The 23,979-nt window shown below is 69.0% G+C and carries 17 protein-coding genes; 14 read left to right on the top strand and 3 right to left on the bottom strand.

Translation table 11 applies throughout. The features are described from left to right. Positions 1-59 precede the first annotated feature (59 nt). The gene (locus ACFW2G_RS03445; RefSeq protein WP_384580293.1) at positions 60-548 is read right to left on the bottom strand and encodes a MarR family winged helix-turn-helix transcriptional regulator; all 489 of its coding nucleotides are present in this window, start codon (positions 546-548) and stop codon (positions 60-62) included. 95 nt (positions 549-643) lie between these two features. Here ACFW2G_RS03445 and ACFW2G_RS03440 point away from each other — a divergent pair, with 95 nt between their 5' ends. The 8 genes from ACFW2G_RS03440 to ACFW2G_RS03405 all read left to right on the top strand — a co-directional run bounded on the left by ACFW2G_RS03440 (position 644) and on the right by ACFW2G_RS03405 (position 10,803). Then, the gene (locus ACFW2G_RS03440; protein ID WP_384580295.1) at positions 644-1,507 is read left to right on the top strand and encodes a haloalkane dehalogenase; all 864 of its coding nucleotides are present in this window, start codon (positions 644-646) and stop codon (positions 1,505-1,507) included. 293 nt (positions 1,508-1,800) lie between these two features. After that, positions 1,801-2,691: an aminoglycoside phosphotransferase family protein gene (locus ACFW2G_RS03435; protein ID WP_037915244.1), complete on the top strand. Its 891-nt coding sequence runs from the start codon at positions 1,801-1,803 to the stop codon at positions 2,689-2,691. Further along, positions 2,691-2,933, top strand: coding sequence for a hypothetical protein (locus ACFW2G_RS03430; protein ID WP_384580297.1), 243 nt, complete (start codon positions 2,691-2,693; stop codon positions 2,931-2,933). The genes ACFW2G_RS03435 and ACFW2G_RS03430 overlap by 1 nt, the downstream gene beginning before the upstream one ends. Positions 2,934-3,220: 287 nt before the next feature. After that, positions 3,221-3,772 (top strand): hypothetical protein, encoded by a 552-nt coding sequence (locus ACFW2G_RS03425; RefSeq protein WP_384580434.1) that lies wholly within the window; start codon positions 3,221-3,223, stop codon positions 3,770-3,772. A gap of 636 nt (positions 3,773-4,408) precedes the next feature. After that, positions 4,409-7,123 (top strand): aconitate hydratase AcnA, encoded by a 2,715-nt coding sequence (gene acnA / locus ACFW2G_RS03420; protein WP_037915249.1) that lies wholly within the window; start codon positions 4,409-4,411, stop codon positions 7,121-7,123. A gap of 328 nt (positions 7,124-7,451) precedes the next feature. Next, positions 7,452-8,876 carry an N-acetylglucosamine/diacetylchitobiose ABC transporter substrate-binding protein gene (gene ngcE, locus ACFW2G_RS03415; protein WP_384446737.1) on the top strand — a complete coding sequence of 475 codons (1,425 nt, stop codon included), beginning with the start codon at positions 7,452-7,454 and terminating at the stop codon, positions 8,874-8,876. A gap of 42 nt (positions 8,877-8,918) precedes the next feature. After that, positions 8,919-9,863: a carbohydrate ABC transporter permease gene (locus ACFW2G_RS03410; RefSeq protein ID WP_037915254.1), complete on the top strand. Its 945-nt coding sequence runs from the start codon at positions 8,919-8,921 to the stop codon at positions 9,861-9,863. A 13-nt stretch (positions 9,864-9,876) separates the two neighbouring features. Further along, complete coding sequence (locus tag ACFW2G_RS03405; protein WP_037915256.1) at positions 9,877-10,803, top strand: carbohydrate ABC transporter permease; 927 nt, start codon at positions 9,877-9,879, stop codon at positions 10,801-10,803. A 103-nt stretch (positions 10,804-10,906) separates the two neighbouring features. Here ACFW2G_RS03405 and mgtA read toward each other — a convergent pair whose 3' ends face one another. Continuing rightward, positions 10,907-13,627 (bottom strand): magnesium-translocating P-type ATPase, encoded by a 2,721-nt coding sequence (gene mgtA / locus ACFW2G_RS03400; RefSeq protein WP_384580299.1) that lies wholly within the window; start codon positions 13,625-13,627, stop codon positions 10,907-10,909. A 597-nt stretch (positions 13,628-14,224) separates the two neighbouring features. On the opposite strand from mgtA, the gene ACFW2G_RS03395 reads away from it, so the two are divergent. From ACFW2G_RS03395 to ACFW2G_RS03370, 6 genes are all read left to right on the top strand, one after another. After that, entirely contained in the window at positions 14,225-15,439 is a 1,215-nt protein-coding gene (locus ACFW2G_RS03395) for an ROK family transcriptional regulator (RefSeq protein ID WP_037915259.1), read from the top strand. A 117-nt stretch (positions 15,440-15,556) separates the two neighbouring features. After that, positions 15,557-16,669, top strand: a complete 1,113-nt coding sequence (locus tag ACFW2G_RS03390; protein ID WP_384446614.1) for a sugar ABC transporter substrate-binding protein — start codon at positions 15,557-15,559, stop codon at positions 16,667-16,669. Between the two features lie 162 nt (positions 16,670-16,831). Beyond that, positions 16,832-17,620 carry an ATP-binding cassette domain-containing protein gene (locus ACFW2G_RS03385; RefSeq protein WP_384446612.1) on the top strand — a complete coding sequence of 263 codons (789 nt, stop codon included), beginning with the start codon at positions 16,832-16,834 and terminating at the stop codon, positions 17,618-17,620. A gap of 26 nt (positions 17,621-17,646) precedes the next feature. After that, positions 17,647-18,933 carry an ABC transporter permease gene (locus ACFW2G_RS03380; RefSeq protein WP_037917716.1) on the top strand — a complete coding sequence of 429 codons (1,287 nt, stop codon included), beginning with the start codon at positions 17,647-17,649 and terminating at the stop codon, positions 18,931-18,933. Between the two features lie 263 nt (positions 18,934-19,196). Next, positions 19,197-21,146 (top strand): 1-deoxy-D-xylulose-5-phosphate synthase, encoded by a 1,950-nt coding sequence (dxs, locus tag ACFW2G_RS03375; RefSeq protein WP_384446610.1) that lies wholly within the window; start codon positions 19,197-19,199, stop codon positions 21,144-21,146. Between the two features lie 123 nt (positions 21,147-21,269). Next, the gene (locus tag ACFW2G_RS03370; protein ID WP_384580302.1) at positions 21,270-22,769 is read left to right on the top strand and encodes an amino acid permease; all 1,500 of its coding nucleotides are present in this window, start codon (positions 21,270-21,272) and stop codon (positions 22,767-22,769) included. A gap of 82 nt (positions 22,770-22,851) precedes the next feature. Here ACFW2G_RS03370 and ACFW2G_RS03365 read toward each other — a convergent pair whose 3' ends face one another. Beyond that, the gene (locus tag ACFW2G_RS03365) at positions 22,852-23,892 is read right to left on the bottom strand and encodes an LCP family protein (RefSeq protein ID WP_037915273.1); all 1,041 of its coding nucleotides are present in this window, start codon (positions 23,890-23,892) and stop codon (positions 22,852-22,854) included. Positions 23,893-23,979 lie beyond the last annotated feature (87 nt).

Raw genomic sequence — 23,979 nt, 5'->3', positions numbered from 1 at the left:
GCGGCGTTATGGGCTATTTCGGAATGTGTTGGGGGTGGTGCCCTCGCGCCCCGCGCGCGTTACCGGCCGTCAGGTTCCGCGGCGTGGCCGCCGTGCGTGTGGTGCTCGACGATCCGGCCCAGCAGGTGGGTGAGCTGCTCGCGCTCCGCGGCCGACAGTGGGCTCAAGAGTTCGTCCTGGGCCGCGTCGAGGAGCTGCTCCAGTCGGCGCAGCCGCCGCCGACCGGGCGTGGTGAGGGTGATGACGTTGCGCCTGCGGTCCTCGGGGTCCGGTGCCCGCTCGACCAGTTCGCGCTCGGCGAGTTCGTTGATGACGGCGACCAGGTCGCTGCGGTGGATGCCGGTGCGGTCGCTCAGCGCGGCCTGGCTCGCCGGTCCGTACTCCTCCAAGGCGACCATCGCTGCATAGTGCCATTTGTGGGCATCTGCCCGACCGAGGGTCTCGGCCACCAGTCGCTGTGCATGCGTGGAGGCCAGTCCCAGCAGGCGGCTGGGTAGTTCGCGCAGTCGCGCGGGTACGGCCGCGCCCCCGTTCTCCCTGGTGGTCATGGGGTGATGCTACCGCTTGCGTTAGTGACACCAACGGTATAGTTTCGTTCGTGTTGCTAACGTTAGTCACGCCAACGATTGCGGAAGGGGCTCCCGTGCCCACGATCGACGTACTCGACTCGACGATGTACTACGAGGACCGCGGCGAGGGCGTGCCCTTCGTCTTCCTCCACGGCAACCCCACCTCCTCCCACCTCTGGCGGGGAGTGCTGCCCCGCATTGAGGGCCCGGTCCGCGTCCTGGCGCCCGACCTCATCGGCATGGGGCGCTCCGGAAAGCCGGACGGCGAGTACCGCTTCGCCGACCACGCGCGCTACCTGGACGCGTGGTTCGACGCGCTCGGACTCGACGAGGCGGTGCTCGTCGGCCAGGACTGGGGCGGGGCGCTCGCCCTCGACCGGGCCGCCCGCCACCCCGGGCGGGTCCGCGGGATCGCCTTCATGGAGACGATCGTGCGCCCGATGGAGTGGGACGAGTACCCGCCCGCCGCACGCGTCCGGTTCGAGGCGATACGCACCCCGGGGCTGGGGGAGGAGATGGTCCTCGACCGGAACATCTTCATCGAGGACAGCATTCTGCAGACGGTGCTCCACCCGATGGCCGAGGAGGACCGCGCCGTCTACGGTGCCCCCTACCCCACCCGCGAGAGCCGGCGGCCCCTGTTGCAGTGGGCCCGCTCGCTGCCCATCGGAGGAGAGCCGGCCGACGTCGTCGCCGTCGTCGAGCGGTACGACGCCTGGCTGGCCGACAGCCCCGAGGTGCCCAAGCTCCTGCTCACCTTCGACGGCTCGCCCGCCCTGATGACCGGAGCCGAGGCCGCCGCCTGGTGCGAGCGGAACATCTCGGCGCTGGAGAGCGAGTACTGCGGTTCCGCGGCCCACCTCTGCCCGGAGGACCGGCCTGCGGAGATCGCCGCGGCCGTCAACGCCTGGGCCGTCCGCCACGCGCTTGCCCGGTGAGTCGCGCCGCGGAGGGTGCACCGGGGACGCGCCCGCCCGTCAGGGCACGGCCCGGGTGACCGCGGACGACCGCTCGGCATCCCGCATCCCGCATCCCGCATCCCGCATCCCGCATCCCGTGCCCCGAAGCCGCGGATGCGGCCCGCGGCGGCCGGAACGTCCGAGGCGCCTGTCGGCCGAAGGAAACCCGGTTGATCCGGAACCTGGCGCCTGAATACTGGCTGTGTGCCGGTCGATCGGAACCGCTCACGTCGTGTCGAACCGGACCAGTGGAAGGGCCTGCGGGATTGACCATGCACGTCGACCAAGTGGACGTGACCACCGACATCGTGGCGGCCCTGGTTCAAGAACAGTTCCCCCAGTGGAGCGGCGAGGCGATCCGGCCCCTGCCATCGACCGGAACGGTCAACGCCATCTTCCGCGTCGGGGAGGGCCTCTCCGCGCGTTTCCCGCTGCGCCCGACCGACGCCGCCGAGGCGCTGGCCGTTCTGGAACAGGAGGCACGGGCGAGCGCGGAGCTGGCGCAGGTGTCCCGGTTCCCCGTCCCGGAACCCGTCGCCACGGGACAGCCCGGAGCGGGCTACCCCATGCCGTGGTCGGTCCAGACATGGCTGCCGGGAACGGTCGCCCTCGATGCCGATCCGAGCGGGTCGGACGCATTCGCCGAGGACCTCGCCGCCTTCATCGCGGCCCTGCGGAACGCCGAGACGCGGGGGCGGCGTTTCAGCGGCGACAACCGGGGCGGCGTTCTCGCCCACCACGACGAGTGGATGGCGCAGTGCTTCGAGGAGAGCGAGGGGCTGCTCGACGTACCCCGGCTGCGCCGGCTGTGGAGCCGCTTCCGGGAGTTGCCGCGCACGGGCGCCGACGTGATGAGCCACGGCGACCTGATTCCCGGCAACGTACTGGTCGCGGGAGGCCGGCTCAGTGGCGTCCTCGACACCGGCGGCTTCGGCCCGGCCGACCCCGCGCTGGATCTGGTCAGTGCCTGGCACCTGCTGGAGCCCGGTCCACGGGAAGTGCTTCGGCGGACACTGGCCTGCGACGATCTGGAGTGGGCGCGCGGCACGGCGTGGGCCTTTGAACAGGCGATGGGCCTCGTCTGGTACTACGCCGAGAGCAACCCGGTGATGAGCGGCACGGGGCGCCGGACCCTCGACCGCATTCTGGCCTCGACGGAGTGATGTCGTCCCGGTCAAGGGCCGTCACGGAGGCGAACGACCGCTTCCCCCTCCGGCCTGCGCGGTGGTCGCGGCCTTCCTCGAAGGGCGCCGCCCTGCCCCGGAGCCGACTGCTGGTGCCCGAGGAGCAGCGGGATGCGCGGAAGGTGTTCGGGTCGGAGACCTGGCCGCGGTCGCAGACGATCGTGTCCGGCACCGGCACCGGCACCGGCACCGGCACCGGCACCGGCCGCCCGGGCGTGTGACGGATCTCTCCCGTTCCGCGCAGGTGAGCGGGGTGCGGAAGGTCGCGAAAACGGTCGGCGGATCCGTCGCCGTCGGTGGTGCGGCGGGTCTCGCCCAGGCGCCTGCTCCGCCTACGATCGCGTGGGTCGGGCCTGCCCGTACGCGTCCATGGAACAGGGGAAGAGCCATCACACGACGATTCATACGTGCTCACGTGGTGCCGGTCTCGGTGTCTCTCGGGGCGGGTTTGCTGCTAGGCCTGGTAGGCCCCTTTGCCGGGAAAGGGGGCAATGCCGTTTGCGTGGTCATGAGTACGGTCTTTTCCAGTGGCTGGCCCTGGGCCTGCTATGCGTTACTGGTGGGTTGCTCCCGTCGGTCCACCATCGAGTCTGCGTTGCTGGCATCCTCGGGCCTGGCCGTGGGTGTGGTCGCCTACTACCTTTTCAAGGGCATGAATCCCGCCATTCCAGCCGGAATGGAAGCTGCCACCCCCGTCCCTGCTGGAGTGCAGTGGGAATCCGGCGCCTTCAAGGACGGGCGGATTCTCGTGTGGGGAACAGCGGCTTTCGTGTTCGGTGCGCCTTTGGGGTTCGTCGGGAACATGGCGCGGACGCCCGGAGTCGGCGGCCTTCTGTTCCGTCTGCTCGTTCCGTTCATCGCCTTCTTCGAGGCGACCCGGCGGTTGAGCGTGGAGGCGGACGTGCAGGGGCCGGCTTTCTCTGCGACCTGGAACGTGACGCGCGTCGCAGCATGTGTCGTGGCCGGGGCTCTCATCGGGCACACGGCGTGGAGCTGGTGGGTTCGGCGAAGCCGGGCCGACGGGCGAGCGGAAGCCACCGCACCTGCCAGGCATCTCTGACGCCTGGTCCGTCCAGGCCGCTGAACCGCGACGACGCAACACGGCCCCGCCCGTTTCCTCGGCCGGAAGGGGCGGCGCGGTGCGGGCCTGGTGGGCGACACGCCGACTGGCGCTGCGCCGCCCGGCGAGTCGATGCGGGGGTATGCCGCCCCCGGCGCCCTCCGGCAGCCCACGGCGTGAGGGCGGGCCGGCTCGCCGAGGGGGGGACGGCCCGCGGCGCAGGTGCGTGCGGTCCGCTTCGGTCCACGTGCCGTCGCCGCGGTGGTTGCGCGTCCGGATACGGGTGATGCAGCAGAGGGAGTGGCGGATCGACCGCAGGCCCTTCCTGCTCCGCGACGCTGTGAGTCTCGTTGGCGCCGCCCAGTCGCCCAGTCGCCCAGTCGCCCAGTCGCCCAGTCGCCACCGGCCTCCGCCCGGAACGCTCGACCCTCGACGAGACGGCACGGGGGCGTGCCTCGTCGTCGCGCCCGGACATGTACTAGAGTTATCTCGACATCGAGATATCTGCCCAAGGCGTACCGCAGCCGCCCCCGCTGGTAAGGACTACCTAACTTAGCCTTACCTTAGCGGATTGGCCAAGGGGCGTGGCGGCAGGATGCGGTAATACGCGCGAATTCATGCATGAAGGAGACTGTCGTGTCGGCGAACAGCTTCGACGCCCGCAGCACGCTGCAGGTGGGCGACGAGTCGTACGAGATCTTCCGGCTGGACAAGGTCGAGGGCTCCGCCCGCCTGCCCTACAGCCTGAAGGTGCTGCTGGAGAACCTGCTCCGCACCGAGGACGGCGCGAACATCACCGCCGACCACATCCGGGCGCTCGGCGGCTGGGACTCCCAGGCCCAGCCCAGCCAGGAGATCCAGTTCACGCCGGCCCGCGTGATCATGCAGGACTTCACCGGCGTCCCCTGTGTCGTGGACCTCGCCACGATGCGTGAGGCCGTGAAGGCCCTCGGCGGCGACCCGGCGAAGATCAACCCGCTTTCGCCCGCCGAGATGGTCATCGACCACTCGGTCATCGCCGACAAGTTCGGCACGAAGGACGCCTTCGCGCAGAACGTCGAGCTGGAGTACGGCCGCAACAAGGAGCGCTACCAGTTCCTGCGTTGGGGCCAGACCGCCTTCGACGACTTCAAGGTCGTCCCCCCGGGCACCGGCATCGTCCACCAGGTCAACATCGAGCACCTGGCCCGCACCGTCATGGTCCGTAACGGCCAGGCCTACCCCGACACCCTCGTCGGCACCGACTCGCACACCACCATGGTCAACGGCCTCGGCGTGCTGGGTTGGGGCGTCGGCGGCATCGAGGCCGAGGCCGCGATGCTCGGCCAGCCGGTCTCCATGCTGATCCCGCGCGTCGTCGGCTTCAAGCTGACCGGCGAGCTGCCGACCGGTACCACCGCCACCGACCTGGTGCTGACCATCACCGAGATGCTGCGCAAGCACGGTGTCGTCGGCAAGTTCGTGGAGTTCTACGGTGAGGGCGTCGCCGCCACCTCCCTCGCGAACCGCGCCACCATCGGCAACATGTCGCCGGAGTTCGGCTCCACCGCCGCGATCTTCCCGATCGACGGCGAGACCCTGAAGTACCTGCGCCTGACCGGCCGCTCCGAGCAGCAGGTCGCGCTCGTCGAGGCGTACGCCAAGGAGCAGGGCCTGTGGCTCGACCCGGCCGCCGAGCCGGACTTCTCCGAGAAGCTGGAGCTCGACCTCTCCACGGTCGTCCCCTCCATCGCCGGCCCGAAGCGCCCGCAGGACCGCATCGTCCTGGCGAACGCCTCCCAGCAGTTCGCGGTCGACGTCCTGAACTACGTCGACGACGCCGACGAGGCGGGCAAGGAGTCCTTCCCGGCCTCCGACGCCCCGGCCGCCACCAACGGCGTGCCGACCCGCCCGACCCAGGTCACCCTGGCCGACGGCACCTCCTTCGAGATCGACCACGGCGCCGTCACCGTCGCCGCGATCACCTCCTGCACCAACACCTCGAACCCCTACGTCATGGTGGCCGCCGCCCTCGTGGCCAAGAAGGCGGTCGAGAAGGGCCTGACCCGCAAGCCGTGGGTCAAGACCACCCTGGCCCCCGGTTCGAAGGTCGTCACCGACTACTTCGACAAGGCCGGCCTGACCCCGTACCTCGACAAGATGGGCTTCAACCTCGTCGGGTACGGCTGCACCACCTGCATCGGCAACTCCGGTCCGCTGGACGAGGAGATCTCGAAGGCGATCAACGAGCACGACCTCGCGGTCACCTCGGTGCTCTCCGGCAACCGCAACTTCGAGGGCCGGATCAACCCCGACGTCAAGATGAACTACCTGGCCTCCCCGCCGCTGGTCGTCGCGTACGCCATCGCGGGCTCCATGAAGGTGGACATCACCCAGGACGCCATCGGCACCGACACCGAGGGCAACCCGGTCTTCCTGAAGGACATCTGGCCCTCCGAGGCCGAGGTCAACGACGTCGTGGCGAACGCCATCGGCGAGGACATGTTCAGCAAGTCCTACAGCGACGTCTTCGCGGGCGACGCCCAGTGGCAGGCGCTGTCGATCCCGACCGGCAACACCTTCGAGTGGGACCCGCAGTCCACCTACGTCCGCAAGCCCCCCTACTTCGAGGGCATGACGATGGAGACCACCCCGGTCTCCGACATCGCCGGCGCCCGAGTCCTGGCGAAGCTGGGCGACTCGGTCACCACCGACCACATCTCCCCGGCCGGTGCGATCAAGGCCGACACCCCGGCCGGCAAGTACCTCACCGAGCACGGTGTCGAGCGCCGCGACTTCAACTCGTACGGTTCCCGCCGCGGCAACCACGAGGTCATGATCCGCGGTACGTTCGCCAACATCCGCCTGCGCAACCAGATCGCGCCGGGCACCGAGGGCGGCTTCACCCGCGACTTCACCGTCGAGGGCGGCCCGGTCTCCTTCATCTACGACGCCTCGCAGAACTACCAGGCCGCCGGCATCCCGCTGGTCATCCTGGCCGGCAAGGAGTACGGTTCCGGCTCGTCCCGCGACTGGGCGGCCAAGGGCACCGCGCTGCTCGGCGTCAAGGCCGTCATCGCCGAGTCCTACGAGCGCATCCACCGCTCCAACCTGATCGGCATGGGCGTCCTGCCCCTGCAGTTCCCCGAGGGCGCCACCGCGGCCTCCCTGGGCCTCACCGGCGAGGAGACCTTCTCCTTCACCGGTGTGGAGGAGCTGAACAACGGCACCACCCCGCGCACGGTCAAGGTCGCCACCGACACCGGTGTGGAGTTCGACGCGGTCGTCCGCATCGACACGCCGGGTGAGGCCGACTACTACCGCAACGGCGGCATCATGCAGTACGTCCTGCGGAACCTCATCCGCGGCTAAGGGCGCGCCAGGCGGAGCGATCCGCCGTCTGTCGGCACCATAGGGCCGTACCCCCGACGAGGGGGTACGGCCCTTGTCGTTCCGTGCGGCGGCGGCGACGGCCTCAGGTGACGGACAGGTCTCAACTCGGAAAAGCCGGGAACGATCCTTGTGCACGATCTTGCTCAGCCGAGCGGAAGTGGACTATACCTGTGCCCGTCCGGGCCGCCGCGTGACGAGCGGCTCCGGGCCGGGGGATGCCGGGGGACCTGCGGTGATGCCCGCATGCACGGTAACTGCCGCGTTTTCCGGCCTCCTTCACACTCCTGACGAAGGCGAGGACATGAGCATGGGATCCACTGGTGAGGGCCTCGGCCGCCGTGATCTGATCAAGCGTTCCGCAGCGCTCGGACTGATCAGCGTGCCGACGATGAGCTTCCTGTCCGCCTGCGCCTCCGGCGGTGAGGACACGACGAAGGGTCCCGACAAGGGGGTCGTGTCCAAGGAGAACCCCTTCGGTGTCGCGAAGGGCGGCACGATGGACGTCGTCGTCTTCAAGGGCGGCTTCGGCGACGACTACGCGAAGGCCTGGGAGGCCGCCTTCGACAAGAAGTGGGGCACGACCAGCTCCCACCTCGGCACCCAGGAGATCACCGGAAAGCTGCAGACCCGCTTCAACGGCGGCAATCCGCCGGACGTGGTCGACAACTCCGGAGCCCAGAAGATCAAGCTGGACGTGCTCTTCAAGAGCAACCAGCTCGCGGACCTCACGCCGGTGCTGGATGCCCCCTCCCTCGACGACCCGAGCAAGAAGGTCCGGGACACGCTCATCGCGGGCACCATCGAACAGGGCACGCAGGGCGGCAAGTTCGTCTCGCTGAACTACGTCTACACGGTCTACGGATTCTGGTACTCCGGGAAGCTCTTCAAGGAGAAGGGCTGGACGCCGCCCCGGACCTGGGACGAGTTCCTCGCGATCTGCGCCAAGGCGAAGGAGGCCGGCCTCGGCGGCCTCGCCCACCAGGGCAAGTACCCGTACTACATCAACGTCGTCATCATGGACCTGATCGCCAAGAAGGGCGGCCTGGACGCCATGAAGGCGATCGACAACCTGGAGCCCAACGCCTTCGAGGGCAGCACGGCCGCCCTCGCCGCCGTCGAGGCGGTCTACGAGGTGGTCGAGAAAGACCTGCTCCTTCCGGGGACGAACGGCCTGACCCACACCGAGTCCCAGACCGCCTGGAACCAGTACAAGGCCGCCTTCATCCCGTCCGGCTCCTGGCTGGAGAACGAGCAGCTCAAGCAGACGCCCGACGACTTCGACATGCAGTTCCTCCCGGTCCCGCTGCTCGCGGACAGCAAGCTGCCCTTCGAGGCCATCCGGGCCGGTGCCGGCGAGCCGTTCATCGTCCCCGAGAAGGCGGCCAACAAGCCGGGCGGCCTGGAGTTCATCCGTTCGATGCTGTCCCGGGAATGGTCGACCATCTTCGCCCAGCAGGCCAACTCGCTCACCGTCGTCAAGGACGGCGTGGACCCGGGCGTCACGCTGCGGCCCGGCACCCAGTCGGCGGTGGCCGCCCTCAAGGCGGCGGGAACGAACACCTTCAATTACCTTTACCCCGACTGGTACAGCGAGATGGACACGGCGATCCAGGACGCGTCCAACGAGCTGATGGCCAAGCGGATTCAGCCGAAGGAGTGGATCAAGCGGGCCCAGGCGGCGGTCGACAAGGCGGCGCAGGATCCCAACGCCAAGAACAACCGTCGCAGCTGACAGCAGGCCCCACCGGTCACCGGCACACCAGGGACGGACACCATGAGCCAAGTAGTCCAGGGCAGGGGGCGGACCGGCTTCATCGCCGGCTTCCTCATCGCACCCCTCGCGCTCTATCTGACCTTCGTCATCTGGCCGTACGTACAGACGTTCGGCTACTCCTTCACCAACTGGACGGGCCAGTCGCCGACGTTCGACTTCGTCGGCATCGACAACTACTCCGCCCTGATGAAGGACGAGGTCTTCCGCGGGGCCCTCTGGAACAACCTGCTGCTCCTGGTGTTCGTGCCGGTGGTCACCATCCTGCTCGCCCTCTTCTTCGCCTTCATGGTGAACGCGGGCGGGCGGGGCGGGGCCGGCGGTGTGCAGGGCGTGGCGGGCTCACGCCTCTACAAGGTCGTCTACTTCTTCCCGCAGGTCCTCTCCCTCGCCATCCTCGCGGTGCTCTTCGGCGCCGTGTACCGCACCGACGAGGGCGGCCTCCTCAACGGCGTCCTCATCCGGCTCGGCATCGTCGACCGGATGCACCCGATCGAATGGTTGAACGAGCCCAGGCTCGTCCTGTGGTGCCTGCTCCTGGTGGTGGTCTGGCACGGAGTGGGCTTCTACCTGGTCCTGTTCTCCGCGGCCATGCAGTCCGTCCCCAAGGACATCTACGAGGCGGCCCTCCTCGACGGCGCCGGCCGCGCCCAGACGTTCTTCAGGGTCACCCTGCCCCTGCTGTGGGACTCCGTGCAGACCTCCGCGGTCTACCTGGGCATCGCCGCGATGGACATGTTCGTCCTGGTGTCGACCATGACCTCCGGCCAGTTCGGCGGCGGCCCCGACCACCACAGCGAGGTCATGGCCACGGTGCTCATGAGGAACTTCCTCTACTTCGGCAAGAGCGGCTACGCCTGCGCCATGGGCGTGGTCATGCTCGTCCTCACCATGATCCTTTCCGTCATCACGCTGCGCGCCACCCGCCGCGAGCGCATCGAGTTCTGAGCGGGAGACCGTCATGACCACAGTGATCAAGGCCCCGGGCGAATCCGCTGCGGAGCGGTCCGGGGGAGCCGCCCCCGGCGGGGAACGGGGTGCGGGGCGCTCCGAGGGCATGGTCCTCAACGTCTTCTCCCACGGCTTCCTCGTCCTGTGGGCCGTACTGATCGTGCTGCCCCTGATCTGGCTGGCGCTCGGCTCCTTCAAGACCGACGCGCAGATCGGCGGCTCGGCCCTCAGCTGGCCCACCAACTGGAACCTCGACGCCTTCGGGCGGGCCTGGGACAAGGGCATCGGCGACTACTTCGCCCACACCCTCATCGTGATGGTGTTCTCGGTCCCGCTGACGATGCTGCTCGGCTCGATGGCGGCCTACGTCCTGGCCCGCTACCCCTTCCCGGGCAACCGGTTCATCTACTACTTCTTCGTCAGCGGGGCGATGTTCCCCGTCTTCCTGGCACTCGTCCCGCTGTTCTTCATGGTCAAGCGGTTCGACATGCTCAACACGTACCAGGGCCTGATCCTCGTGTACGTGGCGTACTCGATGCCGTTCACCGTCTTCTTCATGCACTCGTTCTTCCGCACCCTGCCGACTGCGGTGCATGAGGCCGCGGTGATCGACGGCGCCTCCGACACCCGGATCTTCTTCCAGGTGATGGTGCCGATGGCGAAGCCCGGCCTGATCAGCGTCGGGATCTTCAACGTCCTGGGCCAGTGGAACCAGTACATCCTGCCCTCCGTGCTGATGCAGCCCCAGACCGGATCGGACCCCGAGCGCTATCTGCTCACCCAGGGCCTGATCCAGCTCCAGCAACAGCAGGGCTACGAGACCGACCTGCCCGTGCTCTTCGCCGGCGTGACCATCGCGATGATCCCGATGCTGGTGGTCTACCTCTCCTTCCAGCGCCAGATCCAGGCGGGCCTCACCTCGGCGACCCTGAAGTAGCGGCCCCGCGTGGGGCGGGGTCCGATGACCGCTCCGCGTCCGAACGCGGCGGCCGGGTGCGCGGCCGTCCGCCGCACGGTGGGCGGCATCGGACCCCCTCCTGCTACAGCCAGGTGCCGAAGCGGCGGATGTACCAGGTCTTCACGAGCTGGGTGAGCGTGCAGTACGCGAGCAGCACACCGATCAGCCACGGGAAGTAGCTCGCCGGCAGGGCGACGAAGCCCAGCGAGGAGGCCAGCGGCGAGAAGGGCAGCCAGAGCCCGGTCAGTACGGCGAGGACGGTCATCACCATGACCGGCCAGGAGGCGCGGGACTGGATGAAGGGGATCTTCCGGGTACGGATCATGTGGACGATCAGGGTCTGCGAGAGCAGGCCCTCGACGAACCAGCCGGACTGGAAGAGGGACTGGCTCGCCTCGCTGTCGGCGGCGAAGACGTGCCACATGATCAGGAACATCGCGATGTCGAAGATCGAGCTGATCGGGCCGATGGTGACCATGAAGCGGCCGATGCCCCTGGCGTCCCAGGTGCGGGGCCGGCGCAGGTACTCCTCGTCCATCCGGTCCCACGGGGTCGCGAGCTGGGCGATGTCGTAGACCAGGTTCTGGACCAGCAGCATGATCGCGAGCATCGGCTGGAAGGGGATGAAGGCGCTCGCGACCAGGACCGAGAAGACGTTGCCGAAGTTCGACGACGCAGTCATCTTGATGTACTTGATCGTGTTGCCGAAGGTGGTCCGGCCCTGGAGGACGCCCTGCTCCAGGACGGTCAGGTCCTTCTCCAGCAGGATGATGTCCGCCGACTCCTTGGCGATGTCGACGGCGGTGTCGACCGAGATGCCGACGTCGGCGTCGCGCAGCGCGGCCGCGTCGTTGATGCCGTCGCCGAGGAAGCCGACGGTGTGCCCGTCCGCCTGGAGGGCCCGGACGATCCTGGCCTTCTGGACCGGGTTGACCTTGGCGAAGACCGTCGTACGGGCTGCCAGCGCGCGCAGTTCGGCGTCGTCGAGGTCGTCGGTCATGGCGCCCAGGACCACGGTCCCCACGTCGATGCCGACGTCCGCGCAGACCCGCGCGGCGACGAGCTCGTTGTCGCCGGTGACGACCTTCACCGCGATGCCCTTGTCGGCGAGTCCTTCCAGGGCGCGGGCGGCGTCCGCCTTGGCGGGGTCGAGGAAGGCGAGGAAGCCGACCAGGGTCAGCCGGTCCTCGTCGGCGACGGAGTAGGTGTTGCGCGGGGTGTCGAAGCCGCGGGTGGCGACGGCGAGGACCCGCAGGCCCCGCCGGTTGTGGTCCTCGGCGATCCGGGTGACGTGCCACCGGAGCTGCTCGGTCAGCTCCACCGTCTCGCCGCGGTCGGTGACATGCGTGCAGAGAGCGAGGACCTCTTCGACCGCACCCTTGGTGATCATGACGTGCTCGACCGGTCCGGAGCCCCCTACGAGCGCGTTGCGGGCCAGGACCACGGACATCCGGCGCCGGGCGAAGTCGAAGGGGATCTCGTCGACCATCGAGAACCGTGCGTCGACGACAACCTCCTCGGCCTCGTTGACGCGGTCGATGACCGCCTGGTCCATGAGGTTGCGCAGCCCGGTCTGGAAGTGCGCGTTGAGGTAGCCGTACTCCAGGACCTCGCCGTCCTCGTTGCCGTGCACGTCCAGGTACCGGTCCAGGACGATCCGGTCCTCGGTGAGGGTGCCGGTCTTGTCGGTGCAGAGCACGTCCATCGCGCCCAGGTTCTGGATGGCGCCCAGCCGCTTGACGACCACCTTGCGCTTGGACAGAGCGACGGCACCGCGCGCCAGGTTGGCGGAGACCACCATCGGGAGCATCTCGGGGGTCAGGCCGACGGCGACCGCGACACCGAAGAGGAAGGCCTCGTCCCAGTCACCCTTGGTCAGGCCGTTGATCATGAAGACCACCGGGACCATGACCAGCATGAACCGGATCAGCAGGAAGCTGACCTTGCGCACACCGGTGTCGAAGGCGGTCTGCGGGCGCTCGCCGACCAGGGAGCCGGCCATCGAGCCGAAGTAGGTGTCCGCTCCGGTGGCGACGACGACCCCGGTGGCGGTGCCGGAGGTGACCGAGGTGCCCATCAGGGCCAGGTTGTCGGCCTCGACCGGGTCGGTCGTGTCCTGCTGACCCAGGTCCTCCGCGCGGGTGTCCGCCTTGGCCACCGGCAGGGACTCGCCGGAGAGTGCGGCCTGGCCGACCATCAGGTCCTTGGCGGTGAGCAGGCGCAGGTCGGCAGGGATCAGGTCGCCCGCGGCCAGCCTCACCACATCGCCCGGAACCACCTGGTCCATGGGCACTTCGAAGGTGGTGGCGGCGGACCCGCTGTGGGAACGGCGCCGGACCGCGCACGTGGTGGTGACCAGTTGCCTGAGCGCGTCGGCGGCGCGACCGGAGCGGTACTCCTGCCAGAAGCGCAGCAGCCCGCTGATCACCACCATCACGGTGAGGATGACGACGCCCGGGTCCGCGGGGTCCTGCCAGTACATGACGGCGGCCAGGAAGACCAGGACCGCGATGAAGGGGTTCCAGAAGGCCTTCACCAGCTGGACGTACCAGCGCGGGGTGCGCTCGTGGGCGACGACGTTGGCGCCGTGGCGCTCCAGGCGCAGGGCGGCCTCGGCGTGGGTGAGGCCCGCCGCGGACGCGTCCACGGACTGCAGGGCTCCTACGCCGGGTCCGGCGCTGATCCGGGCGAGGCGCTCGCCGACGAGCCGGGTACGGGACTCCAGCTCGGCGGCCTTGCGCTCGCGGCGGGACCGGCCCGGCGGCGCGAGCTTGGCCGGCGTACGGGGGGTGAGCATGGTCATGGCACATAACCTCCTTCCACGGTTCCGGGCAGCGCGAAGCCACACGGTCACGTGGAGTGATCGACAGTCGGTGTGCGGCGGCCTTGCGGGCCGGCCGGACGCCGACGGACTGGGGTGACGCACGCCGGACGAGGCCGTCTGGTCATGCGGAAAAGGGGGACGCGGGATGCACGCAGCAGCGCACGGGCGCGGTGGTGCACCGCCGCGCGCACTCAGGGAAAGGCCGGCTGCTCAGCCGTTCGGCCGAAGGGCCGTTCGGCGGGTCAGCCGCACAGAGCGCTGCGAGGACTTCGATCGGGACTCATCCCGAACACCTCCTCGCCTCGCGCTGACATGACGGGCGCCCGGTCCGGCCGGAAGGGCCGCAGAGGACCGGCGCCCCAGCGACCATAACACGATCGGCGGGGCTACTCCCTCCCCCTTTCGGCCGGTAGGCCCGTTTCGTGTCATGTCAGCCTCTTGACGTGCGGATGCGCAAAGGCTCGACTTAAGGTTCACAAGTTGGAGAGAAGCCGGGGACTCGGAGCGCGCAGCCGCGAGGTGACCCGGCCGGGGGGCGACGGCTGGCCGTCGCTACAGGGCAGGAGTGGATGAGTCGTGCAGACTCCCGGATCGCAGTCGTCGCTGCACCGCGCGAATCTCGAACGGGTCGTACGGGCGGTGCGGCTCGCGGGGTCGCTGACCCAGGCGGAGATCGCCCGTACCACCGGACTGTCGGCGGCCACGGTCTCCAACATCGTCCGGGAGCTCAAGGACGGCGGGACCGTCGAGGTCACCGACACCTCGGCCGGAGGCCGGCGGGCACGGAGCGTGTCGCTCAGCGGTGACGCGGGCATCGTGATCGGCGTCGACTTCGGCCACACCCACCTCCGGGTGGCCGTCGGTAACCTCGCCCACCAGGTGCTGGCCGAGGAGACCGAGCCGCTGGACGTGGACGCCTCCTGGGCGGACGGCTTCGACCGGGCGGAAGCACTGGTCGGGCGCCTGATCGAGGGCATCGGGGTCGGGCTGGACAAGGTCATCGGGGTCGGGCTCGGCGTCCCCGGCCCGATCGACGTGGAGTCCGGGACCCTGGGCTCCACCGCGATCCTGCCGGGCTGGGCGGGGATCAATCCGCGCCAGGAGCTCTCGCAGCGCCTCGGAGTGCCCGTCTACGTGGACAACGACGCCAACCTCGGCGCGCTCGGCGAACTCGTTTGGGGCAGTGGCCGCGGGGTGAAGGACCTGGCCTACATCAAGGTGGCCAGCGGCGTCGGCGCCGGCCTGGTGATCAACGGCCAGATCTACCGCGGCCCGGGTGGCACGGCGGGCGAGATCGGGCACATCACGCTGGACGAATCGGGCCCGGTCTGCCGCTGCGGCAACCGCGGCTGCCTGGAGACCTTCGCCGCGGCCCGGTACGTCCTGCCGCTGCTCCAGGGCACGCACGGGCCGGAGTTGACGATGGAGCGGGTGGTCGAGCTGGCCCGCGACGGGGACCCCGGCTGCCGTCGGGTGATCACCGATGTCGGCCGCCACATCGGCAGCGGCGTGGCCAGCCTGTGCAACCTCCTGAACCCCAGCCGGGTGGTGCTGGGCGGCTCGCTGGCGGAGGCGGGTGAACTGGTCCTGGCCCCCATCCGTGAATCAGTGGGGAGGTATGCGATCCCCAGCGCGGCCCGGCAGCTGTCGGTGCTGACGGGGTCCCTGGGCGGCCGTGCCGAGGTGCTGGGCGCACTGGCTCTCGTGCTGAGCGAGATGGGCGATTCGACACTTTTGTCAGATCATGGAAGTGGAGTGCGAGCTCCAGCCGTCTTGCCTTCAGGTAGATAACGAATGGCACCGTTGTCATCTCGTTAAGAATTCACTCCTTGACGGCAAAACGCGGCCGGGGTTGACTCACATCCACCTCGGCCGCGGCGTAGCGGCCTCGTCAGGGAGGTTCAAGTAATGAACACGCGTATGCGCAGAGCCGCCGTAGCCGTTGCCGCCGGCGCCATGGCCGTTTCCCTTGCCGCCTGTGGCAGCGCCAAGGAGGCCGGCGACAAGGCGAAGGAGTCGTCCGGCGCCGCCAAGGGCGACGCGATCAAGATCGGCCTGCTCCTGCCGGAGAACCAGACCGCGCGGTACGAGAAGTTCGACAAGCCGCTGATCGAGAAGAAGGTCGCCGAGCTCACCGGCGGCAAGGGCGAGGTCGTCTACGCCAACGCCAAGCAGGACGCGACCACGCAGAACTCCCAGGTCGACACGATGATCACCAACAAGGTGGACGTCCTGATCATCGACGCGGTGGACTCCAAGGCCATCGCCGGCTCGGTCAAGAAGGCCAAGGACGCGGGCATCCCGGTCGTGGCCTACGACCGCCTGGCCGAGGGCCCGATCGACGCGTACACCTCCTTCGACAACGAAGAGGTCGGCAAGGTCCAGGGCAAGGCCCTGCTTGAGGCGCTGGGCGACAAGGCCAAGGACGGCCAGATCGTCATGATGAACGGTTCGGTCACCGACCCGAACGCCAAGCTCTTCAAGTCCGGCGCGCACTCCGAGCTCGACGGCAAGGTGAACGTCGGCAAGGAGTACGACACCGTCGAGTGGAAGCCGGAGAACGCCAACACCAACATGGCGGCCGCGCTCTCCGCGCTCGGCAAGGACAAGGTCATCGGCGTCTACTCCGCCAATGACGGCATGGCCGGCGGCATCATCACCGCCCTCAAGGCCGCCGGCGTCTCCCCGCTGCCCCCGGTCACCGGCCAGGACGCCGAACTCGCCGGCGTCCAGCGCATCGTCGCGGGCGAGCAGTTCATGAGCGTCTACAAGCCGTACGCCCCTGAGGCCGAGGCCGCCGCCAAGATGGCCGTCGCCCTCGCCAAGGGCGGGAAGCCCGAGGGCACCACGTCCACGGTCGACAGCCCCACCACCAAGGGCGTCCCCTCCGTGCTGATCCCGGTCATCTCGCTGACCAAGGCCAACATCAAGGACACCGTCGTCAAGGACGGCGTCTACTCGGTCGACGAGATCTGCACCGACAAGTACGCGGCGGCCTGCGCCGCCGCCGGCCTGAAGTAGCGGCCCCCGCCGCCTCTGCGCGAGGCGGCCCCCGTGCCTGACCGGCGCCCCTCCCTCCTCATCCCCGCCACCGGGCGGGGCGCCGGGCAGAAACGTTCCTCCCCCATTCGTCCCGCTCCTGCTCTTTTGCACGACATCCCCGCCGGTCAGGCGGCGAAGGAGATGGTTCATGTGTCCGCTGCGCCCGTGCTGGCGTTGCGAGGGGTCTCGAAGCGGTTCGGTGCCGTTCAGGCCCTCACCGACGTAGAACTCGAGATCCACTCCGGTGAAGTGGTCGCCCTCGTCGGCGACAACGGTGCCGGAAAGTCCACGCTGGTCAAGACGATCGCCGGCGTGCACCCCATCGATGAAGGCGTCATCGAATGGGAGGGGCGCCCGGTCGCCATCGGAAAGCCCCACGACGCCCAGAACCTGGGCATCGCGACGGTCTACCAGGACCTGGCGCTGTGCGACAACATCGATGTCGTCGGCAATCTCTTCCTCGGCCGCGAGCTCAAGAGGTTCGGCGTCCTGGACGAGGTGGAGATGGAGCGGCGCGCCCGCGAACTCCTGACCACCCTGTCCATCCGGATCCCCAGTGTCCGGATCCCCATCGCCTCGCTGTCGGGCGGTCAGCGCCAGACCGTGGCGATCGCCCGTTCGATGCTGGGCGAGCCCCAGCTCGTCATCCTCGACGAGCCCACCGCGGCCCTCGGCGTCGAGCAGACCGCACAGGTGCTCGACCTGGTGGAGCGGCTGCGCGAGCGCGGCCACGCGGTCATCCTCATCAGCCACAACATGGCCGATGTGAAGGCCGTCGCCGACAAGGTGGCGGTCCTGCGGCTGGGCCGCAACAACGGTGTCTTCAACGTCGCCGACACCTCGCAGGAAGAGATCATCTCCGCCATCACCGGTGCCACGGACAACGCCGTGACCCGCCGGGCGGCCCGCACCTCGGAGGCCGGCAAGTGAGCACCCAGAACCCCGCCACCGATCCACTGGACAAGGGCCCCGTCGCGCACGAGCACATCGACCCGGTCAACCCGGCGGCCGCACACGACGCGATCCCGGCCGTGGACCCCCGCCTGCTCGTCAGGGAGGAGGGGCTCGCCGGCTACTGGGGCGAGTTCAAGCACAAGATGAAAGCCGGCGACCTGGGCTCCCTCCCGGTCGTCATCGGCCTGATCGTCATCTGGTCCATCTTCCAGGGGCTGAACTCCAACTTCCTCACCCCGGAGAACCTCACCAACATCGCGATCACGATGACCGGCACCGGGATGATCGCCATCGGCATCATCTTCGTGCTGCTCCTCGGCGAGATCGACCTCTCGGTCGGCTCGGTGAGCGGTGTGTCGGGCGCGATCGTTGCCGTCCTCGCCGTCACCCACGGCGTGAACGAATGGCTGGCCATCCTCGCCGCCATCGTCGGCGGCGCCCTGATCGGCTCCATCCACGGCTTCTTCTTCGCCAGGGTCGGGGCCCCCGCCTTCGCCGTGACCCTGTCGGGCCTGCTGTTCTGGCTGGGCGCGATGCTGCAGATCCTCGGCAGCAACGGCACGATCAACATCGACTCCGACGGCGTGGTCGGCCAGCTGACCACGTACTTCTTCTCGGACGTGGCTGTCGCCTACGGGCTGGCCGCGCTCGCGGTGGCCGGCTACTTCCTCGCGGCCTTCTTCGACGCCCGGCGTCGTGAGGCCGCCGGGATGCCCTCCCGGCCGCTCACCGAGATCCTGCTGCGCACCGGCCTGCTCGCGGTGTGCACCTTCGGTCCCGCCGCGCTGTTCAACCAGTACAAGGGCCTGCCGCTGGCGGTGGTGCTCTTCCTGCTGGCCCTGGTCGTCACGGACTTCCTGCTGCGCCGTACGACCTTCGGGCGAAACGTTTTCGCGCTGGGCGGCAGCGTCGAGGCCTCCCGCCGTGCGGGCATCGGGGTCACCCGGATCCGGATCACGGTCTTCGCCATCTCCAGCACGTTCGCCGCCATCGGCGGCCTGTTCTGGGCCTCCAAGATCGCGGCGGCCAACCAGAGCGCCGGCGCCGGCGACCTGCTGATGAACGTGATCGCGGCGGCCGTCATCGGCGGCACCAGCCTCTTCGGTGGCCGCGGCCGGACCTGGAACGCCCTCCTCGGCGTCATGGTCATCGTCTCGATCCAGTACGGTCTGGCCCTGGAGGGCATCGCGACGCCGGTCCAGTACATGATCACCGGCGCGGTCCTGCTGGCCACCGTGGTGATCGACTCGGTCACCCGCAAGACCCAGAAGACGGCCGGACGCGCCTGACCGCGCGCCCGACCGGTCCGCCGCGGCGGACCGCGGCGGTAAGAACCGTCACAGTGCCCGGCGCCACTCCGCGTGGCGCCGGGCATCCGTGCGTACAAATGCAGGCACTCCCGTGCGGGTATACGCCCGTTTGTGATGTGTGGCCGTGCGGCGGTGTGTACATGTATGACAAAGCTGTGACTCCGCCGGGACGGCCCGATGACCGCGCCCGCGAACGGAACATTAGACTCGACAGACCAGCAAGCAACTGCAAGGAGGCACGGGTGCTGCTGACCCGCATCAAGGGACCGCGCGATCTGGACCTGCTCAGCCAGGAGGAGCTGATTCAGCTCGCCGCAGAGATCAGGTCCTTCCTCGTCGACGCCGTCTCCAAGACCGGCGGGCACCTCGGCCCCAACCTCGGCGTGGTCGAACTGACGATCGCCCTGCACCGGGTCTTCGAATCGCCCAAGGACAAGGTCCTCTTCGACACCGGCCACCAGGCCTACGTCCACAAGCTGCTCACGGGCCGCCAGGACTTCGCGGGGCTGCGCTCCAAGGGCGGCCTGTCCGGCTACCCCTCGCGCGCCGAGTCCGACCACGACGTGATCGAGAACTCGCACGCCTCCACCGTCCTGGGCTGGGCCGACGGACTCGCCAAGGCCAACGAGGTGCTGGGCCGCGAGGACCACCACGTCGCCGCCGTCATCGGCGACGGCGCCCTGACCGGCGGCATGGCCTGGGAGGCGCTGAACAACATCGCCGCCGCCAAGGACCGCCCGCTCGTCATCGTCGTCAACGACAACGAGCGCTCCTACGGCCCGACCATCGGCGGCCTCGCCAACCACCTGGCGACCCTGCGCACCACCGACGGCTACGAGCGCTTCCTGGCCCGCGGCAAGGAGATCCTGGAGCGCACCCCCGTCGTCGGGAAGCCGCTCTTCGAGACCCTGCACGGCGCCAAGAAGGGCCTCAAGGACTTCATCGCCCCGCAGGGCATGTTCGAGGACCTGGGCCTGAAGTACATCGGCCCCATCGACGGCCACGACATCGAGGCCCTGGAGTCGGCCCTGCAGCGCGCCAAGCGCTTCAGCGGCCCGGTCATCGTGCACTGCCTCACCCAGAAGGGCCGCGGCTACACCCACGCGGAGCAGGACGAGGCCGACCGCTTCCACGGCATCGGTCCCATCCACCCCGACACCGGCCTGCCCGTCTCCACCGACGCCGCCAGCTGGACCTCCGTCTTCGCCGACGAGATGGTCCGGCTCGGCAAGGAGCGCAAGGACATCGTCGGCATCACCGCGGCCATGCTCCAGCCGGTCGGTCTGAAGAAGTTCGCGGACGCCTTCCCGGACCGCATCTACGACGTCGGCATCGCCGAGCAGCACGGCGCCACCTCCGCGGCGGGCCTCGCCACCGGCGGCGCCCACCCGGTCTTCGCGGTGTACGCCACCTTCCTCAACCGCGCCTTCGACCAGGTCCTGATGGACGTCGCGCTGCACAAGTGCGGAGTCACCTTCGTCCTGGACCGCGCCGGTGTCACCGGCACCGACGGCGCCTCCCACAACGGCATGTGGGACATGTCCATCCTCCAGGTGGTCCCGGGTCTGCGCCTGGCCGCCCCGCGCGACGCCGAGCAGCTGCGGGCGCAGCTGCGCGAGGCCGTCGAGGTCAAGGACGCGCCGACCGTGGTGCGCTTCTCCAAGGGCGTCGTCGGCCCGGCCGTCCCGGCCGTCGGCCGGATCGGCGGCATGGACGTGCTGCGCGCACCGGCCGCCGACGCCACCCTGTCCCTCGACTCCTCGAACCTGGGCAGTGCCCCCACGGACGTACTGCTCGTCTCGGTCGGCGCGCTCGCCCCGATGTGCCTGGAGATCGCTGACCTGCTGGACAAGCAGGGCATCACCTCGACGGTGGTCGACCCGCGCTGGGTCAAGCCCGTGGACGAGGCCCTGGCCCCGCTGGCCGACCGCCACCGCGTCGTCGTGACCGTCGAGGACAACGGCCGCGCCGGCGGCGTGGGCTCCGCCGTCTCGCAGGCGCTCCGGGACGCGGGGGTCGACGTACCCCTGCGCGACTTCGGCATCCCGCAGCGCTTCCTCGACCACGCCTCCCGCAAGGAGGTCATGGCCGAGATCGGGCTGACCGCCCCGGACATCGCCCGGCACGTCACGGGGCTGGTGGCCAAGCTGGACGGCCGCTACGACAGCGAGTCGGCCGCCACCGTCGACTAGGACGGGCGGCGCCCACAGCGCTAGATCGCCGCGCGGTTGCACGTCACGGGCCGGGAGATCACTCTTGAGGAGTGGGCCTCCCGGCCCGCTCGCGTGCGTCGACACCTGTTCGGAGGTGCGTCGGTGAGTAGGGATACGAACAGCCCCTTCCGCACCAAGACGGTGGAGCAGTCCATCCGCGACACGGAGGAGCCGGAACACGCGCTCCGCAAGTCGCTCTCCGCCTGGGACCTGACGGTGTTCGGTGTCGGTGTCATCATCGGCACCGGCATCTTCGTCCTGACGGGCATCGCGGCCCGGAACAACGCCGGACCTGCCACCGCCCTCGCCTTCGTGGCAGCGGGCATCGTCTGCGCCCTCGCGGCGCTCTGCTACGCCGAGTTCGCGTCCACCGTGCCGGTGGCCGGATCGGCGTACACCTTCAGCTACGCCTCCATCGGCGAGTTGCCCGCCTGGATCATCGGCTGGGACCTGGTGCTCGAGTTCGCGCTCGGCACGGCGGTGGTCGCGGTCGGTTGGTCCGGCTACGTGCGCCACCTCATGGACACCAACCTCGGCTGGACCCTGCCGACCTCCCTGTCCGGCCCCGACGCCGGCGGCCACTTCGACCTGCTGGCCTTCCTGCTGGTCCTGGTGCTGACGTGGATCCTGGTCGTCGGTACGAAGCTCTCGGCCCGCATCACGGCGGTCGTCGTCGCCATCAAGGTCACCGTCGTGCTGCTGGTCATCGTCGCGGGCCTGTTCTTCATCAAGGCCGACAACTACTCGCCGTTCATCCCGCCGGCCCAGCCCCAGGCCGAGGGCGTCAGCGGCTGGCACTCCCCGCTCGTCCAGCTGCTCTTCGGCTACGAGCCCACCAACTTCGGCGTCATGGGCATCTTCACGGCGGCCTCGCTCATCTTCTTCGCCTTCATCGGCTTCGACGTGGTGGCCACCGCGGCCGAGGAGACCAGGAACCCCCAGCGGGACATGCCGCGCGGCATCCTCGGCTCCCTGCTCATCTGCACGGTGCTGTACGTCGCGGTGACCCTGGTGGTGACCGGCATGCAGAAGTACTCGGAGATGTCCGCGACCGCGCCGCTCGCCGAGGCCTTCAAATCGGTGAACCAGCCGTTCTTCTCGGGCGCCATCAGCCTCGGCGCGTCCGTCGGCCTGATCACCGTGTGCATGATCCTGCTGCTCGGCCAGACCCGCGTGTTCTTCGCGATGAGCCGTGACGGGCTGCTGCCCCGGGTCTTCTCCGTGACGCACCCGAAGTACCGCACCCCCTACCGGGCGACCATGCTGCTCGGCGGGATCATCGCCGTCCTCGCGGGCTTCACCAGCCTGGAGAGCCTCGCCGAACTGGTCAACATCGGCACCCTGTTCGCCTTCGTGGTGGTCGCGCTCGGTGTCATCGTCCTGCGCAAGACCCGTCCCGACCTGCACCGGTCCTTCCGCACCCCGTGGGTGCCGCTGGTGCCGATCCTGTCGATCGCGGCCTCGCTCTGGCTGATGCTCAACCTGCCGGCCGAGACCTGGCTGCGCTTCGGCGTCTGGATGGTCATCGGTGTCATCGTCTACTTCGCCTACGGACGCCGCAACAGCCGTCTGGGCAAGGTCGGCGCGGACGCCAAGTACTGAACGACCGAAGGGTTCGGACGCGCGAACGCCGGAGCCGGCCGTACGGGTCACCCGTACGGCCGGCTCCGTTGTGCGGATCCGGTCAGCCCTTGGCGGGGGAGTCCTTCGCCGAGGCGGGGACCTTCTCGTCCTTGCGCAGGGCGTCCCACAGCTGGGTGGCCTGCGGTTCGGCCACGACCACGCGGTTGGGGTCCACCTTGTCGTAGGCGACCGGCAGCATGATGGTCTCCATCGTCTCCGGGTTCACGCCCTTCATGCTCCGCGCGAAGTCGGACAGCGCGGTGAGCGAGGCCAGATCGGAGTCGGTGGTCAGGGACTTGGTGCCGGCGTCCGCGAGCTTGTAGAGCCGTGCCGGGTTGCCGAGGGCATCCTGCTTCTTGATCTCCGCCAGCATCGCCAGCATGAACTGCTGCTGCAGGCCTATGCGTCCGAGGTCGCTGCCGTCGCCGTAGCCGTACCGGGTACGGACGAACTTCAGCGAGTCGGTGCCGTTCAGCCGGTGCGTGCCCGCGTCCAGTTTCAGACCGCCCTTGGCACCGCTCATCGGCTTGTCGAGGGTGACGGTGACCCCGCCCAGCGCGTCCACCAGGCCCTTGAAGCCGGCGAAGTCCACCTCGACGAAGTGGTCCACGCGCACACCGGACATCTGCTCGACGGTGTTGACCACACAGGCCGGGCCGGCCAGCGAGTAGACGGAGTTGAACATGACCCGCTTCGCGGACGGCACGGACGTGCCGTCGCGGTCCTTGCACTCGGGCCGGGTGATCAGGGTGTCGCGGGGGATGCTCACCGCGGTGGCCTTGGCCCGGCCCTCGGGTATGTGGACCAGCATCGCGGTGTCCGAACGGGCCCCGCTGACATCGCCGTGGTCGAGGTCCCCGTTGGCCCCGGCCCGCGAGTCGGAGCCGAGCACCAGGATGTTCTGCGCGTTCGCGACCACCTTGGCGGGTCGGTTGTCCCCGATCGCCTGATCGAGGTCGACGCTGTCGATGTTGTTGTTGAGGTGGCTGTACGTCCACCAGCCCGCCCCGGCCGCGCCCAGGATCAGCACGGCGACCAGCAGCAGGGTGATCCGCAGAACGCGGCGTCGGCGGCGCCTGGGCCGCACGTGCTTTTCCGTCATGGGGGTGAATCTTAGACAGGTATTCGAATGGCCGGTGCCCGCCCCCCGTGGGGGACGGGCCCGGCCGTCGAACGACCGTCCGCGACC

Source organism: Streptomyces sp. NPDC058880, assembly GCF_042742535.1.
GTDB lineage: Bacteria > Actinomycetota > Actinomycetes > Streptomycetales > Streptomycetaceae > Streptomyces.
The sequence above is the reverse complement of the archived record's forward strand: the minus strand, read 5'-3'. Positions and strand labels throughout refer to the sequence as shown.

What these genes read in the sequence shown, in the direction of transcription:
- ACFW2G_RS03445 (WP_384580293.1), bottom strand. Translation starts at nt 548, where the DNA reads ATGACCACCAGGGAGAACGGGGGCGCGGCCGTACCCGCGCGACTGCGC.
- ACFW2G_RS03435 (WP_037915244.1), top strand. Translation starts at nt 1,801, where the DNA reads ATGCACGTCGACCAAGTGGACGTGACCACCGACATCGTGGCGGCCCTG.
- ACFW2G_RS03430 (WP_384580297.1), top strand. Translation starts at nt 2,691, where the DNA reads ATGTCGTCCCGGTCAAGGGCCGTCACGGAGGCGAACGACCGCTTCCCC.
- ACFW2G_RS03425 (WP_384580434.1), top strand. Translation starts at nt 3,221, where the DNA reads ATGAGTACGGTCTTTTCCAGTGGCTGGCCCTGGGCCTGCTATGCGTTA.
- ngcE (WP_384446737.1), top strand. Translation starts at nt 7,452, where the DNA reads ATGGGATCCACTGGTGAGGGCCTCGGCCGCCGTGATCTGATCAAGCGT.
- ACFW2G_RS03410 (WP_037915254.1), top strand. Translation starts at nt 8,919, where the DNA reads ATGAGCCAAGTAGTCCAGGGCAGGGGGCGGACCGGCTTCATCGCCGGC.
- ACFW2G_RS03405 (WP_037915256.1), top strand. Translation starts at nt 9,877, where the DNA reads ATGACCACAGTGATCAAGGCCCCGGGCGAATCCGCTGCGGAGCGGTCC.
- mgtA (WP_384580299.1), bottom strand. Translation starts at nt 13,627, where the DNA reads ATGACCATGCTCACCCCCCGTACGCCGGCCAAGCTCGCGCCGCCGGGC.
- ACFW2G_RS03390 (WP_384446614.1), top strand. Translation starts at nt 15,557, where the DNA reads ATGAACACGCGTATGCGCAGAGCCGCCGTAGCCGTTGCCGCCGGCGCC.
- ACFW2G_RS03385 (WP_384446612.1), top strand. Translation starts at nt 16,832, where the DNA reads ATGGTTCATGTGTCCGCTGCGCCCGTGCTGGCGTTGCGAGGGGTCTCG.
- ACFW2G_RS03365 (WP_037915273.1), bottom strand. Translation starts at nt 23,892, where the DNA reads ATGACGGAAAAGCACGTGCGGCCCAGGCGCCGCCGACGCCGCGTTCTG.